Genomic DNA, 14327 nt, shown 5'->3' on the forward strand with positions numbered 1-14327 from the left:
ATTCGGCGGCCAACCGACTCGCCGCCGAGGACGACGCGACCGACGCCGTGCGCGCGCCGGCCGCCGCATGGGCGACGCTCGCCTGCGCGGCCGCGTCGGCGGCGGCCAGCTTGAAACCGAGCTCACCGAGAGCAGAGGCGGCCTCATCCAAGGCGGCGCCGTCGCCGTCGGACACCGCGGCGGCATAGCGCGCGTAGACACCGATCAACGGGCCGTCGAGCCGTGCGGCCAGCTCGGCCAGACGCGCGGCACCGCTCGGATCGCCGAACCGTGCGGCCAGCTGCCAGGCCTCTGCCTCGATGGCGATCTGCCCGCAGGCCGCGGCGTTCTCGGCCGCCTCGACGGCGAGCTGCGCCGCGCGTCCGTACCTCCCCTCCCCGGCGGCCTGCCAGGCGACGGCGAGGTCGAGGCTGGGTCCGAAGACCGCGACGTGGCGATGGAAGGCGCGCTGCGCGCGGGCGAGGGTGTCGGCAGCGGCCGCCCCCTGGCCCAAACCGGAGAGAGCCATGACCTGGAGGATGAAGGCCGGGTAGGCCCACGAGGCGGCCGAACCTTCCTCGCCGAGGGCCGCCAGTGTCTGCTCCATCCGCGTCACCGCGGCCGGCAGGTCGCCCCGCATGACCGCGACCTCACTCACCTGGATCCCCGACAGCGCCCAGCCGAGATAGTGGCCGGCAGAGGAGAAGTCGAGGTAGCGCCGCGCCGCCTGATCGGCCTCGTCGAGCCGACCGGGCAAGGTCAGCGCGAGGATCTCGCCGAATCCGGCGGGGAAGCGCAGCAGTCCGTCGGTGACCTTCTCCGCCTCACGGGCCTTCTCCGCCAGCGCGGCCACCTCGTCGCCCCGACCGGTCAGCGCGCGGGACAGGCTGCCGCCGAAAACCGCCCACTCCACCGCCCAGGGTGTCGCCAGCGGATCGGCGAGGACCTCGTCGGCGAGGGTGATCGCCTCGTCGAGCCGGTTGGTGAACAGGGCGATCGCCGAGGAGACGCCCTTGACGATCAGGGCCAGCGCCGGCTGGGTGACGCGCGCGGCGACGAGGTCGAGGACCTGCTGCGCGCGCGGGGCGTCGCCGACCGCCCAGAACAGGTTGCCGATCCGCAGCAGCCCCCACCGGATGAGTTCGGTCTGGTTGAACCGGTCGGGGTCGAAGACGGCCAGCGCGGCCTCTGCCTCGTCGGCGCGGCCCTGCCACATCAGTGCGCGCGCCAGCGGCTCGGACGCCTCCAGCCCGCCACCCGCGTCGACGGCCGCCTTCGCGAAGCGCTGCGCCATCGGGATGTTGGCGACCGTCAGGGCCTGGTTGGCCGCCGCGGCCAAGTCGTCGCTGGAGATCACGACGTCGCTGTCGAGGCCGAGGTCGGCGATGAGGATCCGGTCGGACACGACGTCCGACCGCTGCGCCTGCAGGACCGACACCAGTCGGCCGCGCAGGCGCCGCGCCGTCAACGACCCCATTCTGCTGCGGATCACCTCGCCGAAGAGCGGATGGGTGTACTGCACCCGCAGTCTGCCGCCCTGCTGGGCGATCCGGATGAGGTCGAGGGCCTCGGCGCGCTCGACCGCCGCGTCACCGGCCAGTTCGCTCAGCACGTCCAGGGTCGCCGGCTCGCACAGGCTCAGGTACTGCAGGACCGTCAGCACCTCGTCGTCGAGGCGGTCGATGCGACCCTCCAAGAGGGAGGCCAGTTCGGAGGTGATCGCGGTGCGCCCGCGCAGCTGCCAGACCCCGTTCGACTCCCGCAGGGTGCCCGCCTCGATCGCGCCGTCGACGAGGTGTCGCAGGAACAGGGCGTTGCCGCCGGACGCGTCCCACATGAGGTCCGCCGACAGTCCCTCCAGCCGCCCGCCCACAACCGACTCGACGAGGTCGACGCTCTGCGACTTGGTGAACGGCTGCAGCGTCATCCGCAGCAGGTGCCGGTCCTTCCACAGCGACGTCACCGCGTCGGGCACCGATTCGCCGCTGCGCACCGTGGCGATGATCTGCACGGCGCGGTCGATGGCGAGTTGGTGCAGCAGCGTCGCGGACAGCTCGTCGAGCAGGTGGGCGTCGTCGACGCCGATGATCGTCTTGCCCTCGGCCAGCAGGGAGGTGCGCGCGGCGGCCAGGTAGGCGACGGGGTCGCTGGTGGCCGACGGTCCGACGAGATGGGCGAAGACGCCGAGCGGGATCGAGCGCGCCGACTCGGTGCCGGCGATCCACCGCGCGCCCCCGAGCCTGCCGGTCACCAGGCGCGCCAACGTCGTCTTGCCGACGCCGGACTCCCCGGTCAGCACGACCCCACACTTGTCCGAGCCGCCCTCGAGAGCCTGCCGAATCTGGTCGAATTCGTTGGCGCGCTCGAGGATTGGCCATTCGGCGCGCATGGGGAGATGATAGGTCCCGCCGGCCGCGCGGGCGGGACAAAGCGCAGAATTCTGGACACTTGTCCCACTGCGTTCACCAGCGGATACCCGCTACTTCGCCCAGCCGATGTCCTCCACCGGTCCGATGTAGAACATCCCGGCGCCGTAGTTGGCCAACCCCTTCTTCACGGCGACCATCGTCGGCCCGTTGAACAGCGGCAGATTCGAGTACTGCCGGAAGGCCCGCGCCTCGACCTCGTTGCCGGCCTTGATCTGCGCGGTGGGATCGGGGATCTGTTGGACCCGCCTGATCTCCGCGTCGAGCTCGGGCGATCCCGCGCCCGATCGGTTCAGCTGGGAGTTCGAGCACCAGATCTGGCACAGGTAGGCCAGTCCGAACGGGTCCGACGAGCTGAACCCCATCTGGAAGACGTCGAACTCCTTGCCGACGATCACCTTGGAGAAGTCGGAGGTGGGCCGCACCGCGATGGCGAGGTCGATCCCCACCTGGCGCAGCATCGCCTGCATGGCCCGCGCGAGGTTGGCGGTCGTCGCGTCGTCGCCGAGGATGGGCATGGACAGCGTCAGCCGCTGTCCGCCCTTGTGCCGGATACCGGAGCCGTCGGTGGTCCAACCGGCCTCGTCGAGCAGGCGACGAGAGCGGTCCTGGTCATAGGTGACCGTCGACCCGACGTTGTCGCGGTAGCCGGGTTGGAAGGGATAGAGCAGGAAGGAGCCGGGCAGGTCCTCGGTGTAGCCGAGACCGGTGAACCGGATCCGGGCGAGGGTCTGGCGGTCGATGCCGCGCAGCAGCGCCTCGCGCACCCGGATGTCGCGCAGCACCGGGGTGTCGAGGTTGACCACGAGCAGTGCGTTGGCGGGCGTCGCCGACGCGCGGACGTCGATGCCGGTCATCGTGACCACCTGGGCGCGGTTGTCCTTGCTGCTCACGCCGGTGGCGTCCAGCTCGCCGTTGCGGAAGGCGTTGATCGCCGCCTGCGGCTCCATCTGCCGGAAGACGCGGCGCTCGAGCTTGCCCGGCTTGCCCCACCACTTGGGGTTGCGGCGGAACACGACGGTGCCGGCGTTCCGGTCGTAGGACTCGATCGTGTACGGCCCGGCACCGAGGTCGGCGCGCGGGTTCTGCACATAGGAGCGGTTGAAGTCGTCGGCGGTGACGATCTTCGGGTGCTGCAGCAGGTTGAACAGCCCGTCCGGCCACGCCCACACGCCCCGGAAGGTGACCACGGCCTGCTTGTCGTCGACGCCGCGGGTTACCGATTCGATCTGGTCGTAGCCGTCGGTGCTGCTGGCGGCATAGGCGGAATCGGCACCGCTGTTGACCCGCCACGTGTTCTCGAAGGACCGCCAGTCGATCGGCGTCCCGTCGTTGTAGGTGGCACGCGGGTTGATCGTGTAGGTGACGACCGTCTTCCCGTCGATGACGGCCTTGCGGACGTCGGTGAGGTAGTCGCGGTTGAAGGAGTACTCGCCGTCGGCCGAGAAGTAGGCGAGCACCGGGTTGTACCAGTGCCACAGGGACGACGTGTACGCCGTGCCGTCGGCCTGGAAGGTGTTCCACTGCGGCGTGACCTCGGTGAGCGCCGTCGTCAACGACCCCCCGTCGCGGATCTCCTCGCGCGGCTTGGCGTTGAGCTGCGCCTGCCCGGGTTCGAAGGTGCTGCTCGACGATAGGTCGACGCCGCATCCGCTGACGACGGCGAGCGCGACGGTCGCCGCGACGATGAACCTGGTCGCCCTCATGTCGCCGCCTCGATCCGGGCTCGTCGGGGATCCAGCGGCGGGACGGCCGCGATCAGCTCGCGCGTGTACGGGTGCTGCGGCCGCTCGAAGACGTCGGCGACCTCGCCCTGCTCGACGAATTCGCCGGCCTTCATCACAGCGACGCGGTGTGCGATCCGGCGCACCACCGCGAGGTCGTGCGCGACGATCACGTAGGCGACACCGGTCTGTTCCTGCACACGGACCAGCAGGTCGAGGATGTCGGCCTGGATGGACACGTCCAGCGCGGACAGCGGCTCGTCGAGGGCGATCACCGCCGGCTCGGTGGCCAGCGCCCGGGCGATCGCGAGCCGCTGGCGCTGACCGCCGGAGAACGCGCGGGGGAACCGGTCGCCCTGGTCGGGGTCCAGGCCCACCTGGCACAGCAGCTCGTCGACCCGCGCATGGGCCTCCTCGCGTGAACGGCCGGCGACCCGCAGCGGCTCGGCGACGACGTCGCGCGCGGTCATCCGCGGGTTCAGCGCGCCCGCCGGATCCTGGAACACCATCGAGATGTGTCGGCGCAGCGCGCGTTGGTCCCGTCCGCCGAGCGTCGCCGGGTCCTGCCCCGCGATGCGGACCACCCCGGCGGGCTGGGCGAAGCCCATGATCTCGTGCAGCGTCGTCGACTTGCCGCTGCCCGACTCCCCGACGATGGCGAGGGTCTGCCCGGGCACCAGGTCGAAGGAGACGCCCCTGACCGCCTGGACCTCACCCGTGCGCCGGCGCAGGAACCGCGAGGTGACGGCGAAGGTCTTGGTGAGGTCGTGCACGGACAGGACGCTGTGGTCGTCGGGCGGCTGCGGCGAAGGAGCGGGTGTATCGAGCCCCCCATCCGTCCGCATGGGCCCGTCGATCCGCGGCACGGCGTCGAGCAGCCGGACGGTGTACGGGTCCTTCGGGTCGTCGAAGAGGTCCAGGACCGGCGCCCGCTCGACGGCCTGCCCGCCGTGCATGACGATGACGTCGTCGGCGACACGGGCGACGACGCCGAAGTCGTGGGTGATCAGGACGAGCCCGGCGTCGGTCTCGCGCTGCAGGGTCGTGAGCAGTCGCAGGATCTGCGCGGCGACGGTGACGTCGAGGGCGGTCGTCGGCTCGTCGGCGATGATGAGGTCGGGTTCGTTGGCGATCGCCATGGCGATCATGACGCGCTGGCGCTGACCGCCCGACAGCTGGTGCGGGTAGGAGTGGAAGCGGGCGCGCGGATCCGGGATGCCGACCGCGTCGAGCAGTTCGACGGCCCGGTCGCGCGCGGCGGTCGAGCTCATCGAGCGGTGCACCTGGAGCGCTTCGACGATCTGGGCGCCGATCGTGAACACCGGCGTCAGCGAGGACAGCGGGTCCTGGAAGATCATCGCAACCTCGTTGCCGCGGATCCCCGACAGCTCGCCGTCGCCCAGGCCGATCAGCTCACGGCCGTTCAGCTTCGCCGAACCGGTGACGAGCGCGGAGTCCGGCAGCAGTCCCATGACGGCCAGCGCGGACGCGGACTTCCCCGACCCGGACTCCCCGACGATCGCCAGGGTCTTCCCGCGCTCGACCGTGTAACCCAGGCCCTGCACGGCGTCGACGCGACCGGCCTCGGAACCGAATGCGACTCGCAGGTCGTCGACCTGCAACAGCGGCCCGCTCACGACGCTCCCCCGGCGGTCTCGACCGGCTCGGCGACGGTCGGGTTGGCGGCATTGGGGTCCAGCGCGTCGCGCAGGCCGTCGGCCATCAGCGTCATCGACACCGTGAGGAGCGTCAGCACGCCGGCCGGGAAGTAGAACAGCCACGGCGACGCGACGATCGTGCCGACGCCCGACTGCAGCAACGAGCCGAGCGAGACGTCGGGGATCTTGACGCCCAGCCCCAGGAAGGACAGACCCGTCTCGGTGAGGACCGTGCCCACGACCGCGAGGGCGAAGTTGATGACGAGCAGCGAGGACAGGTTCGGGATGATGTGGCGCGCGATGATGCGCCACGGTCGCTCCCCCATGTAGCGGGCCGCGACCACGAACTCGCGCTCGCGCAGCGACACCGCCATCGAGTGCACGACGCGGGCGAGCATCATCCAGCCGAACACGATCAGGGCGGCGATGATCCACCGCCAGTCGCCGCCGGTCGCGTTGGCGGTCATCGCGAGGATGAGGAAGCTCGGCACCACCAGCAGCAGGTAGACGAAGCCGAGCACCGCCTTCTCCACCCAGCCGCCGAAGAACGCGGCCAGCGAACCGGTGACCGCGGCGATCAGCGTCGTGCCGACGGCGACGGCGAGCGCGATGATCAGCGAGCGTTGCAGACCGTGGACGACCTGCGCGTAGAGGTCGTTGCCGGCATCGTTCGTGCCGAACCAGTGGCCGCGACCCGGCGGGAAGCCGATGGCGAGGAAGTCGGTGTCGGTGTAGCCGTACCGGGTGAAGAGGCCGCCGACGATCGCGAAGACGACGAGCAGGACGAACAGGGCCAATCCCACGACGGCGGACCGTCGTCGGGAGAAGCGCTGCCACATCAGGGATGTCATCGGCTGCTCCGCACTCGCGGGTCGAGGAGGACGACGGCGACGTCGGCGAGGATCGCGCCGATGGCCGTTGCCAGGGCACCGAAGGCCGCGACGGCGACCGCCCCGTGGATGTCGTTGGTGTTGATCGACGTGACGAAGTAGCGGCCCATGCCCTCCCAGCCGAAGATCGTCTCGGTGATGACGGCGCCGGTGAAGATGCCCGGGATCGCGAAGGCGACGCCGACCGCCACCGGGATGATCGCGGTGCGCAGCGCGTGCTTGCGCACCGCGCGCCCCTTGGTCAGCCCCTTGGCGCGGGCGGTCCGCACATAGTCGGCGTCGATGGTGTCGAGCAGCAGCGAGCGCTGCAGGAAGTGCAGCCCGGCGTACTCGGCGAGGACGATGGTGATCGTCGGGAGGACCAGGTGCTTGAGCCGGTCGAGGATCGTCGGCCAGAAGCCGTGCACGTCGATGCTCTCCGCGCCGGACACCAGCACCACCGAGTGGCCGGTGGTCTGGTTGATCGAGATGCCGATGAGGACCACCGCGAGGCCGATGACGGCGACCGGCAGGTTGATGAAGAAGATCGAGACGGCCTGCAGCAGACGGTCGGGGACGCGGTATTGGCGCATGGCGGTGTACACGCCGAGGCCGACGCCGAGGAGGGTCGCGAGGACGGTCGCGCCGAAGACCAGCTGGGCGGACACGACTGCGCGGTAGGCGATCTGGCCGTTGACGCTGACGCCGGTCGGGCTCGAGCCCCAGTCCCAGTGCAGCAGGATGTTCGAGAGCCAGTGCCACCAGCGCTCGAGGATCGGCGTCTTGTCGTTGAGGTTGTAGCTGCTCAGCTGGGCGTCGACGACGGCCGGCGGCAGGGGAGGTTTGCGCGCGGCGTAGTTCGAGCGCGGGTCCAGGAACGCCGACGCGATGAAGTACGTCAGGTTGACGGCGACGAAGACGAGCACCGACCACGTGGCGATGCGCCGCGCGACGTACCCGATCAACTCCCGCCCCTTCCGACGATCCCCGCAACTCTAGCGTCGAGTGGACCCCGTTTCTCGCCGAGTGGGCGGTCAATCTCGCCGAGTGGACCCGGGGCGTCAACCCGTGGTTGACGAATTGCCGGCGTCAACCTAGGGTGGACGCATGACCGACGACGCAGCCTCCCTGTCCAATGTCCGCCTCGACGACTTGATCGACGCCGTCCGCAAATCGGCCGACGACCCACTGCGGCAACTCTCCACTGCGATGGTCGTCTCCGGGCACCTCGGGGACGTCGGCGATTCCCTGATCGGCCATTTCGTCGACCAGGCGCGTCGAGCGGGGCAGCCGTGGAGCGCCATCGGCGCCAGCATGGGGGTCACCAAGCAGGCCGCACAGAAGCGCTTCACCGCAAAGGCCGACGGCGACGCCTTCCAACGCTTCACGCCGCGCGCGCGAGCCGTACTCGTCAAGGCCCACGACGACGCCGTTCGTTCCCAAGCCGAGAGCATCGAGCCGGCGCTCTTGGCGCGACACCTTCTCCCCGACGATCAGACGCTGGCGGTCGCCGCCCTCAGGAAGACCGGTGCCGACGTCGACGGTCTGCGCTCTGCGTTCGGCGATCCGGCTCCGGTCGAGGCCACGCTCGCGCCCGGCGCACGCACGATGATCCCCTACTCCGATGCGTCCAGGAAGGTTCTCGACGAGACGCTGGCGGTCGCCCTCGGCAAAGGACACAACTACATCGGCACCGAGCATCTACTACTGGCCCTGTTCGATGACGACGAGGTTGCCGAGACGCTGGCCGCGCACGGCGCCGATCGCGACGCGCTCGACTCGGCGATCGGCGAACTGCTGTCCGCGGTCAAACCGTAGGAGTCCACTCGGCGTCAGGGGAGGCGGTCGGACTCGTAGGAGCGCGGGTCCTCGATGGGCTCGAGATGGACCGTGACGACCAGGTCCTCGACCTCCTCGTGGAGTCGCTGCTCGACCTCCTCCACGAGGTCGTGGCCGCGCTGCACCGACCATTCGCCGGGCACCAGCATGTGCAGCTGCAGGAAGCGCAGGTGCCCGCTCGTCCGGGTGCGCACGTCGTGGAACGCGACCTCCGGCGACCGGAACTCGTCCAACACGGAGAAGAACCGCGCGACGTCCTCGTCGGGCAGCGCGACATCCATCAGGCCCGACGTGGACTCGACGATCAGTCGGTAGCCGACGAACAGGATGTTCACCGCGACCGCGATCGCGATGATCGGATCCAGCCGCTCCCACCCGGTGAGCGCGACCAGAACGATGCCCGCGATCACGCCGATGGTCGTCATCAGGTCGGTCATCAGGTGCCGACCGTCGGCGGTCAGCGTGATCGACCGGTACCGGCGCCCCGCTCGTATCAGCACCACGGCGACGGCGCCGTTCAACGCCGCCGCCACGACCGAGACCGCGACACCGATCCCCAGGGACTCGAGCGGCTGCGGGTGCAGCAGCCGCTCAACGGCGGCATAGACGATGACGACCGCGGCGACGAAGATCATCGCGCCCTCGACGCCCGCGGAGAAGTACTCGGCCTTGGCGTGCCCGAAGTTGTGGTTGTCGTCGGCCGGTCGTGCCGCGACCCCCAGCGCGATCAGCGCGACGATCGCCGCCACGAGGTTCACCACCGACTCGGCGGCGTCGGACAGCAGGCCCACCGAACCGGTCATCAACCAGGCGCCCATTTTGAGGGCGATGGTGGCCACGGCGGTCGCGATCGACAGCCACGCGTATCGCTGCAGCCGGGCGCGTCTGGTCACCCCGACATTGTCCCGCATGGCCCCGATATGACGCAGATCACACCCCGATGCGGCACAATCGATCCATGCTCGAGGAAATGGAAGCCGAGGCGAGCGCCCTCTACGCCCACGGTGAATACATGTCGGCACTGGCGGAGTTCTCCGTGCTGGCCGAGATCCGCTCGCGGCGCGAAGGACCCTACTCGCCGCAATACCTCCACAATCTCCACGACTGCATCCGGTGCGCCTATGAGCTGAACCGGTGGCCCGATTGCGTCGGCTTCTGCACCGAATTGCACGGCAAGTACGTGCGCACCCACGGGCGCGCGGAGGACGACACCGTCGACGTCGCAAAGAAATGGGCGTGGGCGCTGCTCAACATGCGCGACTACCCGCGGGCCGTCGAACTGTATCTGCAGACGGCAGACGCGCTGTGGGAGTCGGATCCGACGTCGGCCCGACGCCTCCTGGGCGCACCGGCGACCTTCCGCACAGAGGTCGACCCCGCCGACTTCGCCGGAGCCCTGCGCCACCGCGTCAGCCTGCTCTCGACCATCTCGGAACTGAGCACAAAAGAAACCGACGCCAACCCGCTCACAGTGGACGGATTGGCGTCGGCTTCGTAAGTGACGCGCGTCGTGTCGACGCAGTCGTATTAAACCTTCTTGGGGAGGGTGAACAGCGAGGCGACGCTGACGATGATCAGCAGGATGCCTGCGATCCACACGAAGGTCAGCAGCGACGGGGCCGGCCACACCAGCATGATCACGCCGGCCGCGATGGCGACCAGACCCGACAGCACCAGCAGGACTCGCGAGGAGTGACCCGAGTTGGTGGTGGCGGCGAACAGCTCGGCGAGACCCTGGAAGATCCAGCCCACACCGATGAACACGGCGAGGAACCAGATGCGGTCGGCCTCGGCCCAGCCGTCGTTCGACGGGTGCCACAGCACCACGATGCCGGCCCAGAGGATCATCAGACCGATCAGGCCGTAGGCGAAGCGCAGACCGCCCGAGAGCAGGGTCGCGGAGAACGCCTGGTAGAGGCGGAAGAGGCCGGTCGCGATCAGCGAGATGCCCAGCAGGATCGCCAGGACGTTCAGGGTCTTGCCCGGCCAGACGAGCGCGGCAACGCCGATGACGATGCCAAGCAGAGCCGTGAAAAGGATGGTGCCCCGGACGGCGCCAACGGCCTTCTCCGGGATTTGACGTTCGATATCAGCAATTGTCATGCGATGAGATTAACCCACATCGGGCCTGTTGTCCGTACCAACTCCAATTTAATTCGCGATGCGCCCGACTTCGTCTTCCGCAGCGCCGGGGCCCGAGCCGAACGCGCCCACTGCCCCGTGTAATAAGGAGCAATGGGACAACCCAGTTTTTTCACCGAATCCAACGGTCGATTCGACCCGACGCGGTTCTCGCTGAGCCTCTGGGGACCGCGCACGCTCAACGGCCCGGCCGTGTGCGCCATCGCCGCGCGCACGGCGGAGATCACCGGCAGCGCCGACGGCTTCCGACCGGTCCGGTTCACCATCGACCTGTTCCGCGCCGCGCGCGAGGAGCCCACTGCCACCACCGCGACCGTCCTGCGCGACGGGGGCCGGGTCCGCGTCGTGGAGGTCGACGTCCTTCAGCACCTCGACGACGAGGAGCCGGTGCGCGTCGCCCGCTCGACGACCGTCTTCCTCAGGGAGTCGGTGAACCCCGACGGTGAGCGGTGGTCGCGGGAGTCCACCGACTTCGATCCGCCCAGCGTCCCCGAGGACGACTACTACCCGCGCTTCGCCGCCGACGCGACCACGGCCGCCGACGGCACGCCGGTCGACGCGATCGCGTGGACCAGCGACCTCGCCGCGCTGCAGGGCCCCGGCCGCAAGCGCCATTGGACACACCCGCTGCCCGTTGTCGCCGGCGAGCCCCCGTCGCCGTTCCTGCGCGCGGTCATCGCCGCCGAGTCCACCAGCCTGATGGGGAACTGGGGCACCACCGGCATCGCACTGATCAACTGCGACCTGACCGTCGCATTGTCGCGACTGCCGCGCGGCGTGCGCGTCGGCGTCGAGTCCGATTTCCACGTCGAGGACGACGGGATCTCGGTGAGCGAGTGCATCCTTTACGACGTCGACGGACCGGTCGGCACCGGCCTCGTGACCGCCGTCAACAACGCCAAGGCGGAGATCGATTTCACGAGCGTCAAGCCTGAAGACCGGATGAAACAAACGTGACCTGGGTCACCCGACCCCCTTCTCGAATCTCAACTTGGTAACGATGGCTGGTAGCCTGCCACTCATGCTTTCGCCATCGATTCGCGTGAAGACCGTCGCGCTGGCCGCCGCCGCGGCCGCCGCCGCCGGCCTCGCGACAGCCGTGAACACCGCCGACGCCGACGCCTTCGTCGCCGACCGTGCCCAGATGGTCGCCCGCATCACCGGCCCCGGCTCGATCAACGACACCGTCGGTCGGTACAATGTCGTCGGCACCGACCTGGGCATCCTGTGGGACAACGGCCACAACGAGGTCCTCGCCGCCTTCGGCGACACCCAGTCGTTCAACGGTTGGTCGCTGCTGCGCGGCAACCTCTTCGCCCTGCGCTCGAACATGCTGCTGCGCAGCAAGGACCGCAACCTGGCCGACGGCCTGCACTTCACCGGCCACTCCGGTCCCCCCGGATACGCCAAGCGCGTCGTGAAGGCCTCGCGCCGCGACGTCACCATCGTCCCGACCGGCGGCGTCTCGGTGAACGGCAAGCAGTACATGGGCATGCAGGCGGTCAACCTCTGGGGCGACCCGGGCCGCTGGCAGACCCGTTACGGCGCCATCGCGGTGTCCGGCAACAACGGTCGCACCTTCAAGCGGATCGTCGCGCGCCGCCCCAACTACAAGGGCAACCGCAAGTTCCAGCAGGTCGCGTTCATGAAGGACGGCGGCTTCGTCTACGTCTACGGCACCCCGAGCGGCCGCTTCGGCGCCGTTTACCTCGCGCGCGTGCCCGAGGGGAAGATCGAGAACCTCGGCGCCTACGAGTACTTCGCCGGCGGCCACTGGGTCAAGGGCCCGTCGCTCGCGACGCCGATCATGAGCGCCCCCACCGGCGAGATCTCGGTCGCGTACAACAAGTACATCGGCCGCTACGTGTCCCTCGCGACCCGCGACGGTGCCACCATGCGCACCGCGCCGCGCCCCGAGGGCCCGTGGACCCGCGGCCACAACATCGTGCCGGCCACGGACCCGATCGGCGGCTACGCCCCGTTCATCCACCCGTGGTCGCTGACCGGCCCGACGATGTACTTCACGTACTCGATCTGGCACGGCTACCAGGTCTACTTCATGAAGGTGAACCTGCGCCGCCCCTGATACAGCCACGACGACGGGCCCTGCACCGATTGGTGCGGGGCCCGTCGTCGTTTCGGCCCCGGTGCCGTACGATGGTGAGCCAGATCACATTTCGTGCTCGGAGGTGGGCGATGCCGAATCGGTTCCTGCACTACGGCGGCAGCAAGTACATCCTCAACCGCGAGGGCGAGGCCCGACTGCAACGCGTTCTGGAGACCGTGTACGGCAGCGACGTCAACCATCAGTGGTTCACGCTCTACCCCGACAGTCCGACGCCCTGCAGCCTGCTCATCGCCCCGGGCGTGCCGATCTCCGTCGAGACCGAGTACGAGATCGGCGACGACATCACCGCGCAGCGCTGATCAGCGCGCGTACATGATGACCGCGACGCCGACGAGGCAGATCAGCGCACCGATCACGTCGTAGCGGTCGGGCCGGAACCCGTCGGCGACCATCGCCCACAGCAGCGAACCGACGATGAACACCCCGCCGTAGGCGGCCAGCACGCGCCCGAAGTTGGCGTCGGGCTGCCCCGCGGCGACGACGCCGTACAGCCCCAGCGCGACGGCGCCGATCCCCACCCAGAGCCACCCGCGGTGCTCGCGCAGCCCCTGCCAGATCAGCCAGGCGCCGCCGATCTCGAGGACGGCCGCAGCGACGAACAGGAGCAGTGATCGCAACAGCGTCATGGCGCTTATCGTAGAGCCATGCGAATCGGAGCCCACCTGCGCGAAGACGAGAACCCCCTGGAGACCGCCGAGGGCCTCGGCATCGACGTCTTCCAGATGTTCGTGACCGATCCCCAGGGGTGGAAGAAGCCGGAGAAGCGCGACGACGCGGAGGCGATCGCCACCTCCCCCATCGACGTGGTCGTCCACTCGAGCTACCAGATCAACGTCGCGAGCCTGAACAACCGGCTGCGCATGCCGTCGCGCAAGGCGGTCGAGCAGCAGGCGACCGCGGCCGCCGATCTCGGCGCCATCGGCCTCGTCGTGCACGGCGGGCACCTGCGCGACGGGGAGGATGCCGCGCTGGGGTTCGAGAACTGGCGCAAGCTGTTCGAGCGGCAGGCCGACAAGGGTGGCTTCGGGGTGCCGATCCTCATCGAGAACACCGCCGGCGGCGATCACGCGATGGCCCGCACCCTCGAATCCATCGAGCGGCTGTGGGAGGCGGTCGGCGATTTCGAGCAGGCCGGGTTCTGCCTGGACACCTGCCACGCGTGGGCCGGCGGCGAGGACCTCGTCGGGTTGGTCGAGCGGATCCGGGCGATCACCGGGCGCATCGACCTGGTCCACCTGAACAACTCGCGCGACGAGTTCGACTCCGGGCGCGACCGGCACGCGAACCTCGCCGACGGCCACATCGATCCGGACGTCCTCGTCGGCGTCATCGCGGCCGCGGACGCCCCCGTCGTCTTGGAGACGCCGGCCCCCGGAATCCCCGATGACCTGGCCTATCTCCGGGCTAACCTGTAGTCGGCGGCCGGTTACGGAGGTCACAAACCCTCCAGTTGTCCCACCTGGTCCCACGGAGTATTCTGGCCTGGTTACCGACGAGTAACATAGCTCGTCGGGCCGCCGATTGCGACGGCGAAACAACCCCAACAGTGAACACCCATCGGG

Annotated in this window: 14 protein-coding genes; 6 read left to right on the forward strand and 8 right to left on the reverse strand. The window is 69.2% G+C overall.

Annotated elements, in window-relative coordinates; all coding sequences use genetic code 11:
- The 5 genes from QM634_RS08875 to QM634_RS08895 all read right to left on the reverse strand — a co-directional run.
- Nucleotides 1-2368, reverse strand: a 2368-nt coding sequence (locus QM634_RS08875) for an AAA family ATPase (protein WP_415042417.1), incomplete at its 3' end; no start/stop codon positions are given.
- Nucleotides 2369-2458: 90 nt separating this feature from the next.
- The gene (locus QM634_RS08880; RefSeq protein WP_415042418.1) at nt 2459-4111 is read right to left on the reverse strand and encodes an ABC transporter family substrate-binding protein; all 1653 of its coding nucleotides are present in this window, start codon (nt 4109-4111) and stop codon (nt 2459-2461) included.
- A complete protein-coding gene (locus QM634_RS08885; protein WP_415042419.1) occupies nt 4108-5766 on the reverse strand; it encodes an ABC transporter ATP-binding protein in 1659 nt (552 codons plus the stop codon). Before QM634_RS08885 ends, QM634_RS08880 begins: the two co-directional genes overlap by 4 nt.
- Nucleotides 5763-6638 (reverse strand): ABC transporter permease, encoded by an 876-nt coding sequence (locus tag QM634_RS08890; protein WP_415042420.1) that lies wholly within the window; start codon nt 6636-6638, stop codon nt 5763-5765. Before QM634_RS08890 ends, QM634_RS08885 begins: the two co-directional genes overlap by 4 nt.
- Nucleotides 6635-7621 (reverse strand): ABC transporter permease, encoded by a 987-nt coding sequence (locus QM634_RS08895; RefSeq protein ID WP_415042421.1) that lies wholly within the window; start codon nt 7619-7621, stop codon nt 6635-6637. Before QM634_RS08895 ends, QM634_RS08890 begins: the two co-directional genes overlap by 4 nt.
- A 142-nt stretch (nt 7622-7763) precedes the next feature.
- Between QM634_RS08895 and QM634_RS08900 the strand changes: the two genes are divergently transcribed.
- On the forward strand, nt 7764-8474 hold the full coding sequence (locus QM634_RS08900) for a Clp protease N-terminal domain-containing protein (protein ID WP_415042422.1): 711 nt from the start codon (nt 7764-7766) through the stop codon (nt 8472-8474).
- A gap of 14 nt (nt 8475-8488) precedes the next feature.
- Here the strand turns inward: QM634_RS08900 and QM634_RS08905 are convergent, their stop codons facing one another.
- Entirely contained in the window at nt 8489-9388 is a 900-nt protein-coding gene (locus tag QM634_RS08905; RefSeq protein WP_415042423.1) for a cation diffusion facilitator family transporter, read from the reverse strand.
- Nucleotides 9389-9453: 65 nt separating this feature from the next.
- Here QM634_RS08905 and QM634_RS08910 point away from each other — a divergent pair, with 65 nt between their 5' ends.
- A complete protein-coding gene (locus QM634_RS08910) occupies nt 9454-9993 on the forward strand; it encodes a hypothetical protein (RefSeq protein ID WP_415042424.1) in 540 nt (179 codons plus the stop codon).
- A gap of 29 nt (nt 9994-10022) precedes the next feature.
- On the opposite strand, the gene QM634_RS08915 is transcribed toward QM634_RS08910, so the two are convergent.
- Nucleotides 10023-10598, reverse strand: a complete 576-nt coding sequence (locus tag QM634_RS08915; protein ID WP_415042425.1) for an HdeD family acid-resistance protein — start codon at nt 10596-10598, stop codon at nt 10023-10025.
- Nucleotides 10599-10730: 132 nt separating this feature from the next.
- Between QM634_RS08915 and QM634_RS08920 the strand changes: the two genes are divergently transcribed.
- From QM634_RS08920 to QM634_RS08930, 3 genes are all read left to right on the forward strand, one after another.
- Nucleotides 10731-11594: a PaaI family thioesterase gene (locus QM634_RS08920; protein WP_415042426.1), complete on the forward strand. Its 864-nt coding sequence runs from the start codon at nt 10731-10733 to the stop codon at nt 11592-11594.
- Between the two features lie 64 nt (nt 11595-11658).
- Nucleotides 11659-12723, forward strand: coding sequence for a DUF4185 domain-containing protein (locus QM634_RS08925; protein ID WP_415042427.1), 1065 nt, complete (start codon nt 11659-11661; stop codon nt 12721-12723).
- A 110-nt stretch (nt 12724-12833) separates the two neighbouring features.
- Nucleotides 12834-13064 (forward strand): hypothetical protein, encoded by a 231-nt coding sequence (locus tag QM634_RS08930; RefSeq protein ID WP_415042428.1) that lies wholly within the window; start codon nt 12834-12836, stop codon nt 13062-13064.
- On the opposite strand, the gene QM634_RS08935 is transcribed toward QM634_RS08930, so the two are convergent.
- Entirely contained in the window at nt 13065-13391 is a 327-nt protein-coding gene (locus QM634_RS08935; protein ID WP_415042429.1) for a YnfA family protein, read from the reverse strand.
- An 18-nt stretch (nt 13392-13409) separates the two neighbouring features.
- Here QM634_RS08935 and QM634_RS08940 point away from each other — a divergent pair, with 18 nt between their 5' ends.
- Nucleotides 13410-14180, forward strand: a complete 771-nt coding sequence (locus QM634_RS08940) for a deoxyribonuclease IV (protein WP_415042430.1) — start codon at nt 13410-13412, stop codon at nt 14178-14180.
- The last annotated feature ends 147 nt before the right edge of the window (nt 14181-14327 follow it).

Origin of the sequence: Gordonia sp. (in: high G+C Gram-positive bacteria) (assembly GCF_047606305.1) — a bacterium.
GTDB lineage: Bacteria > Actinomycetota > Actinomycetes > Mycobacteriales > Mycobacteriaceae > Gordonia.

Coding starts and splice junctions, on each gene's coding strand:
- QM634_RS08925 (WP_415042427.1), top strand. CDS start 11,659: ATGCTTTCGCCATCGATTCGCGTGAAGACCGTCGCGCTGGCCGCCGCC.
- QM634_RS08935 (WP_415042429.1), bottom strand. CDS start 13,391: ATGACGCTGTTGCGATCACTGCTCCTGTTCGTCGCTGCGGCCGTCCTC.
- QM634_RS08900 (WP_415042422.1), top strand. CDS start 7,764: ATGACCGACGACGCAGCCTCCCTGTCCAATGTCCGCCTCGACGACTTG.
- QM634_RS08890 (WP_415042420.1), bottom strand. CDS start 6,638: ATGACATCCCTGATGTGGCAGCGCTTCTCCCGACGACGGTCCGCCGTC.
- QM634_RS08915 (WP_415042425.1), bottom strand. CDS start 10,598: ATGACAATTGCTGATATCGAACGTCAAATCCCGGAGAAGGCCGTTGGC.
- QM634_RS08910 (WP_415042424.1), top strand. CDS start 9,454: ATGCTCGAGGAAATGGAAGCCGAGGCGAGCGCCCTCTACGCCCACGGT.
- QM634_RS08940 (WP_415042430.1), top strand. CDS start 13,410: ATGCGAATCGGAGCCCACCTGCGCGAAGACGAGAACCCCCTGGAGACC.
- QM634_RS08920 (WP_415042426.1), top strand. CDS start 10,731: ATGGGACAACCCAGTTTTTTCACCGAATCCAACGGTCGATTCGACCCG.
- QM634_RS08880 (WP_415042418.1), bottom strand. CDS start 4,111: ATGAGGGCGACCAGGTTCATCGTCGCGGCGACCGTCGCGCTCGCCGTC.
- QM634_RS08930 (WP_415042428.1), top strand. CDS start 12,834: ATGCCGAATCGGTTCCTGCACTACGGCGGCAGCAAGTACATCCTCAAC.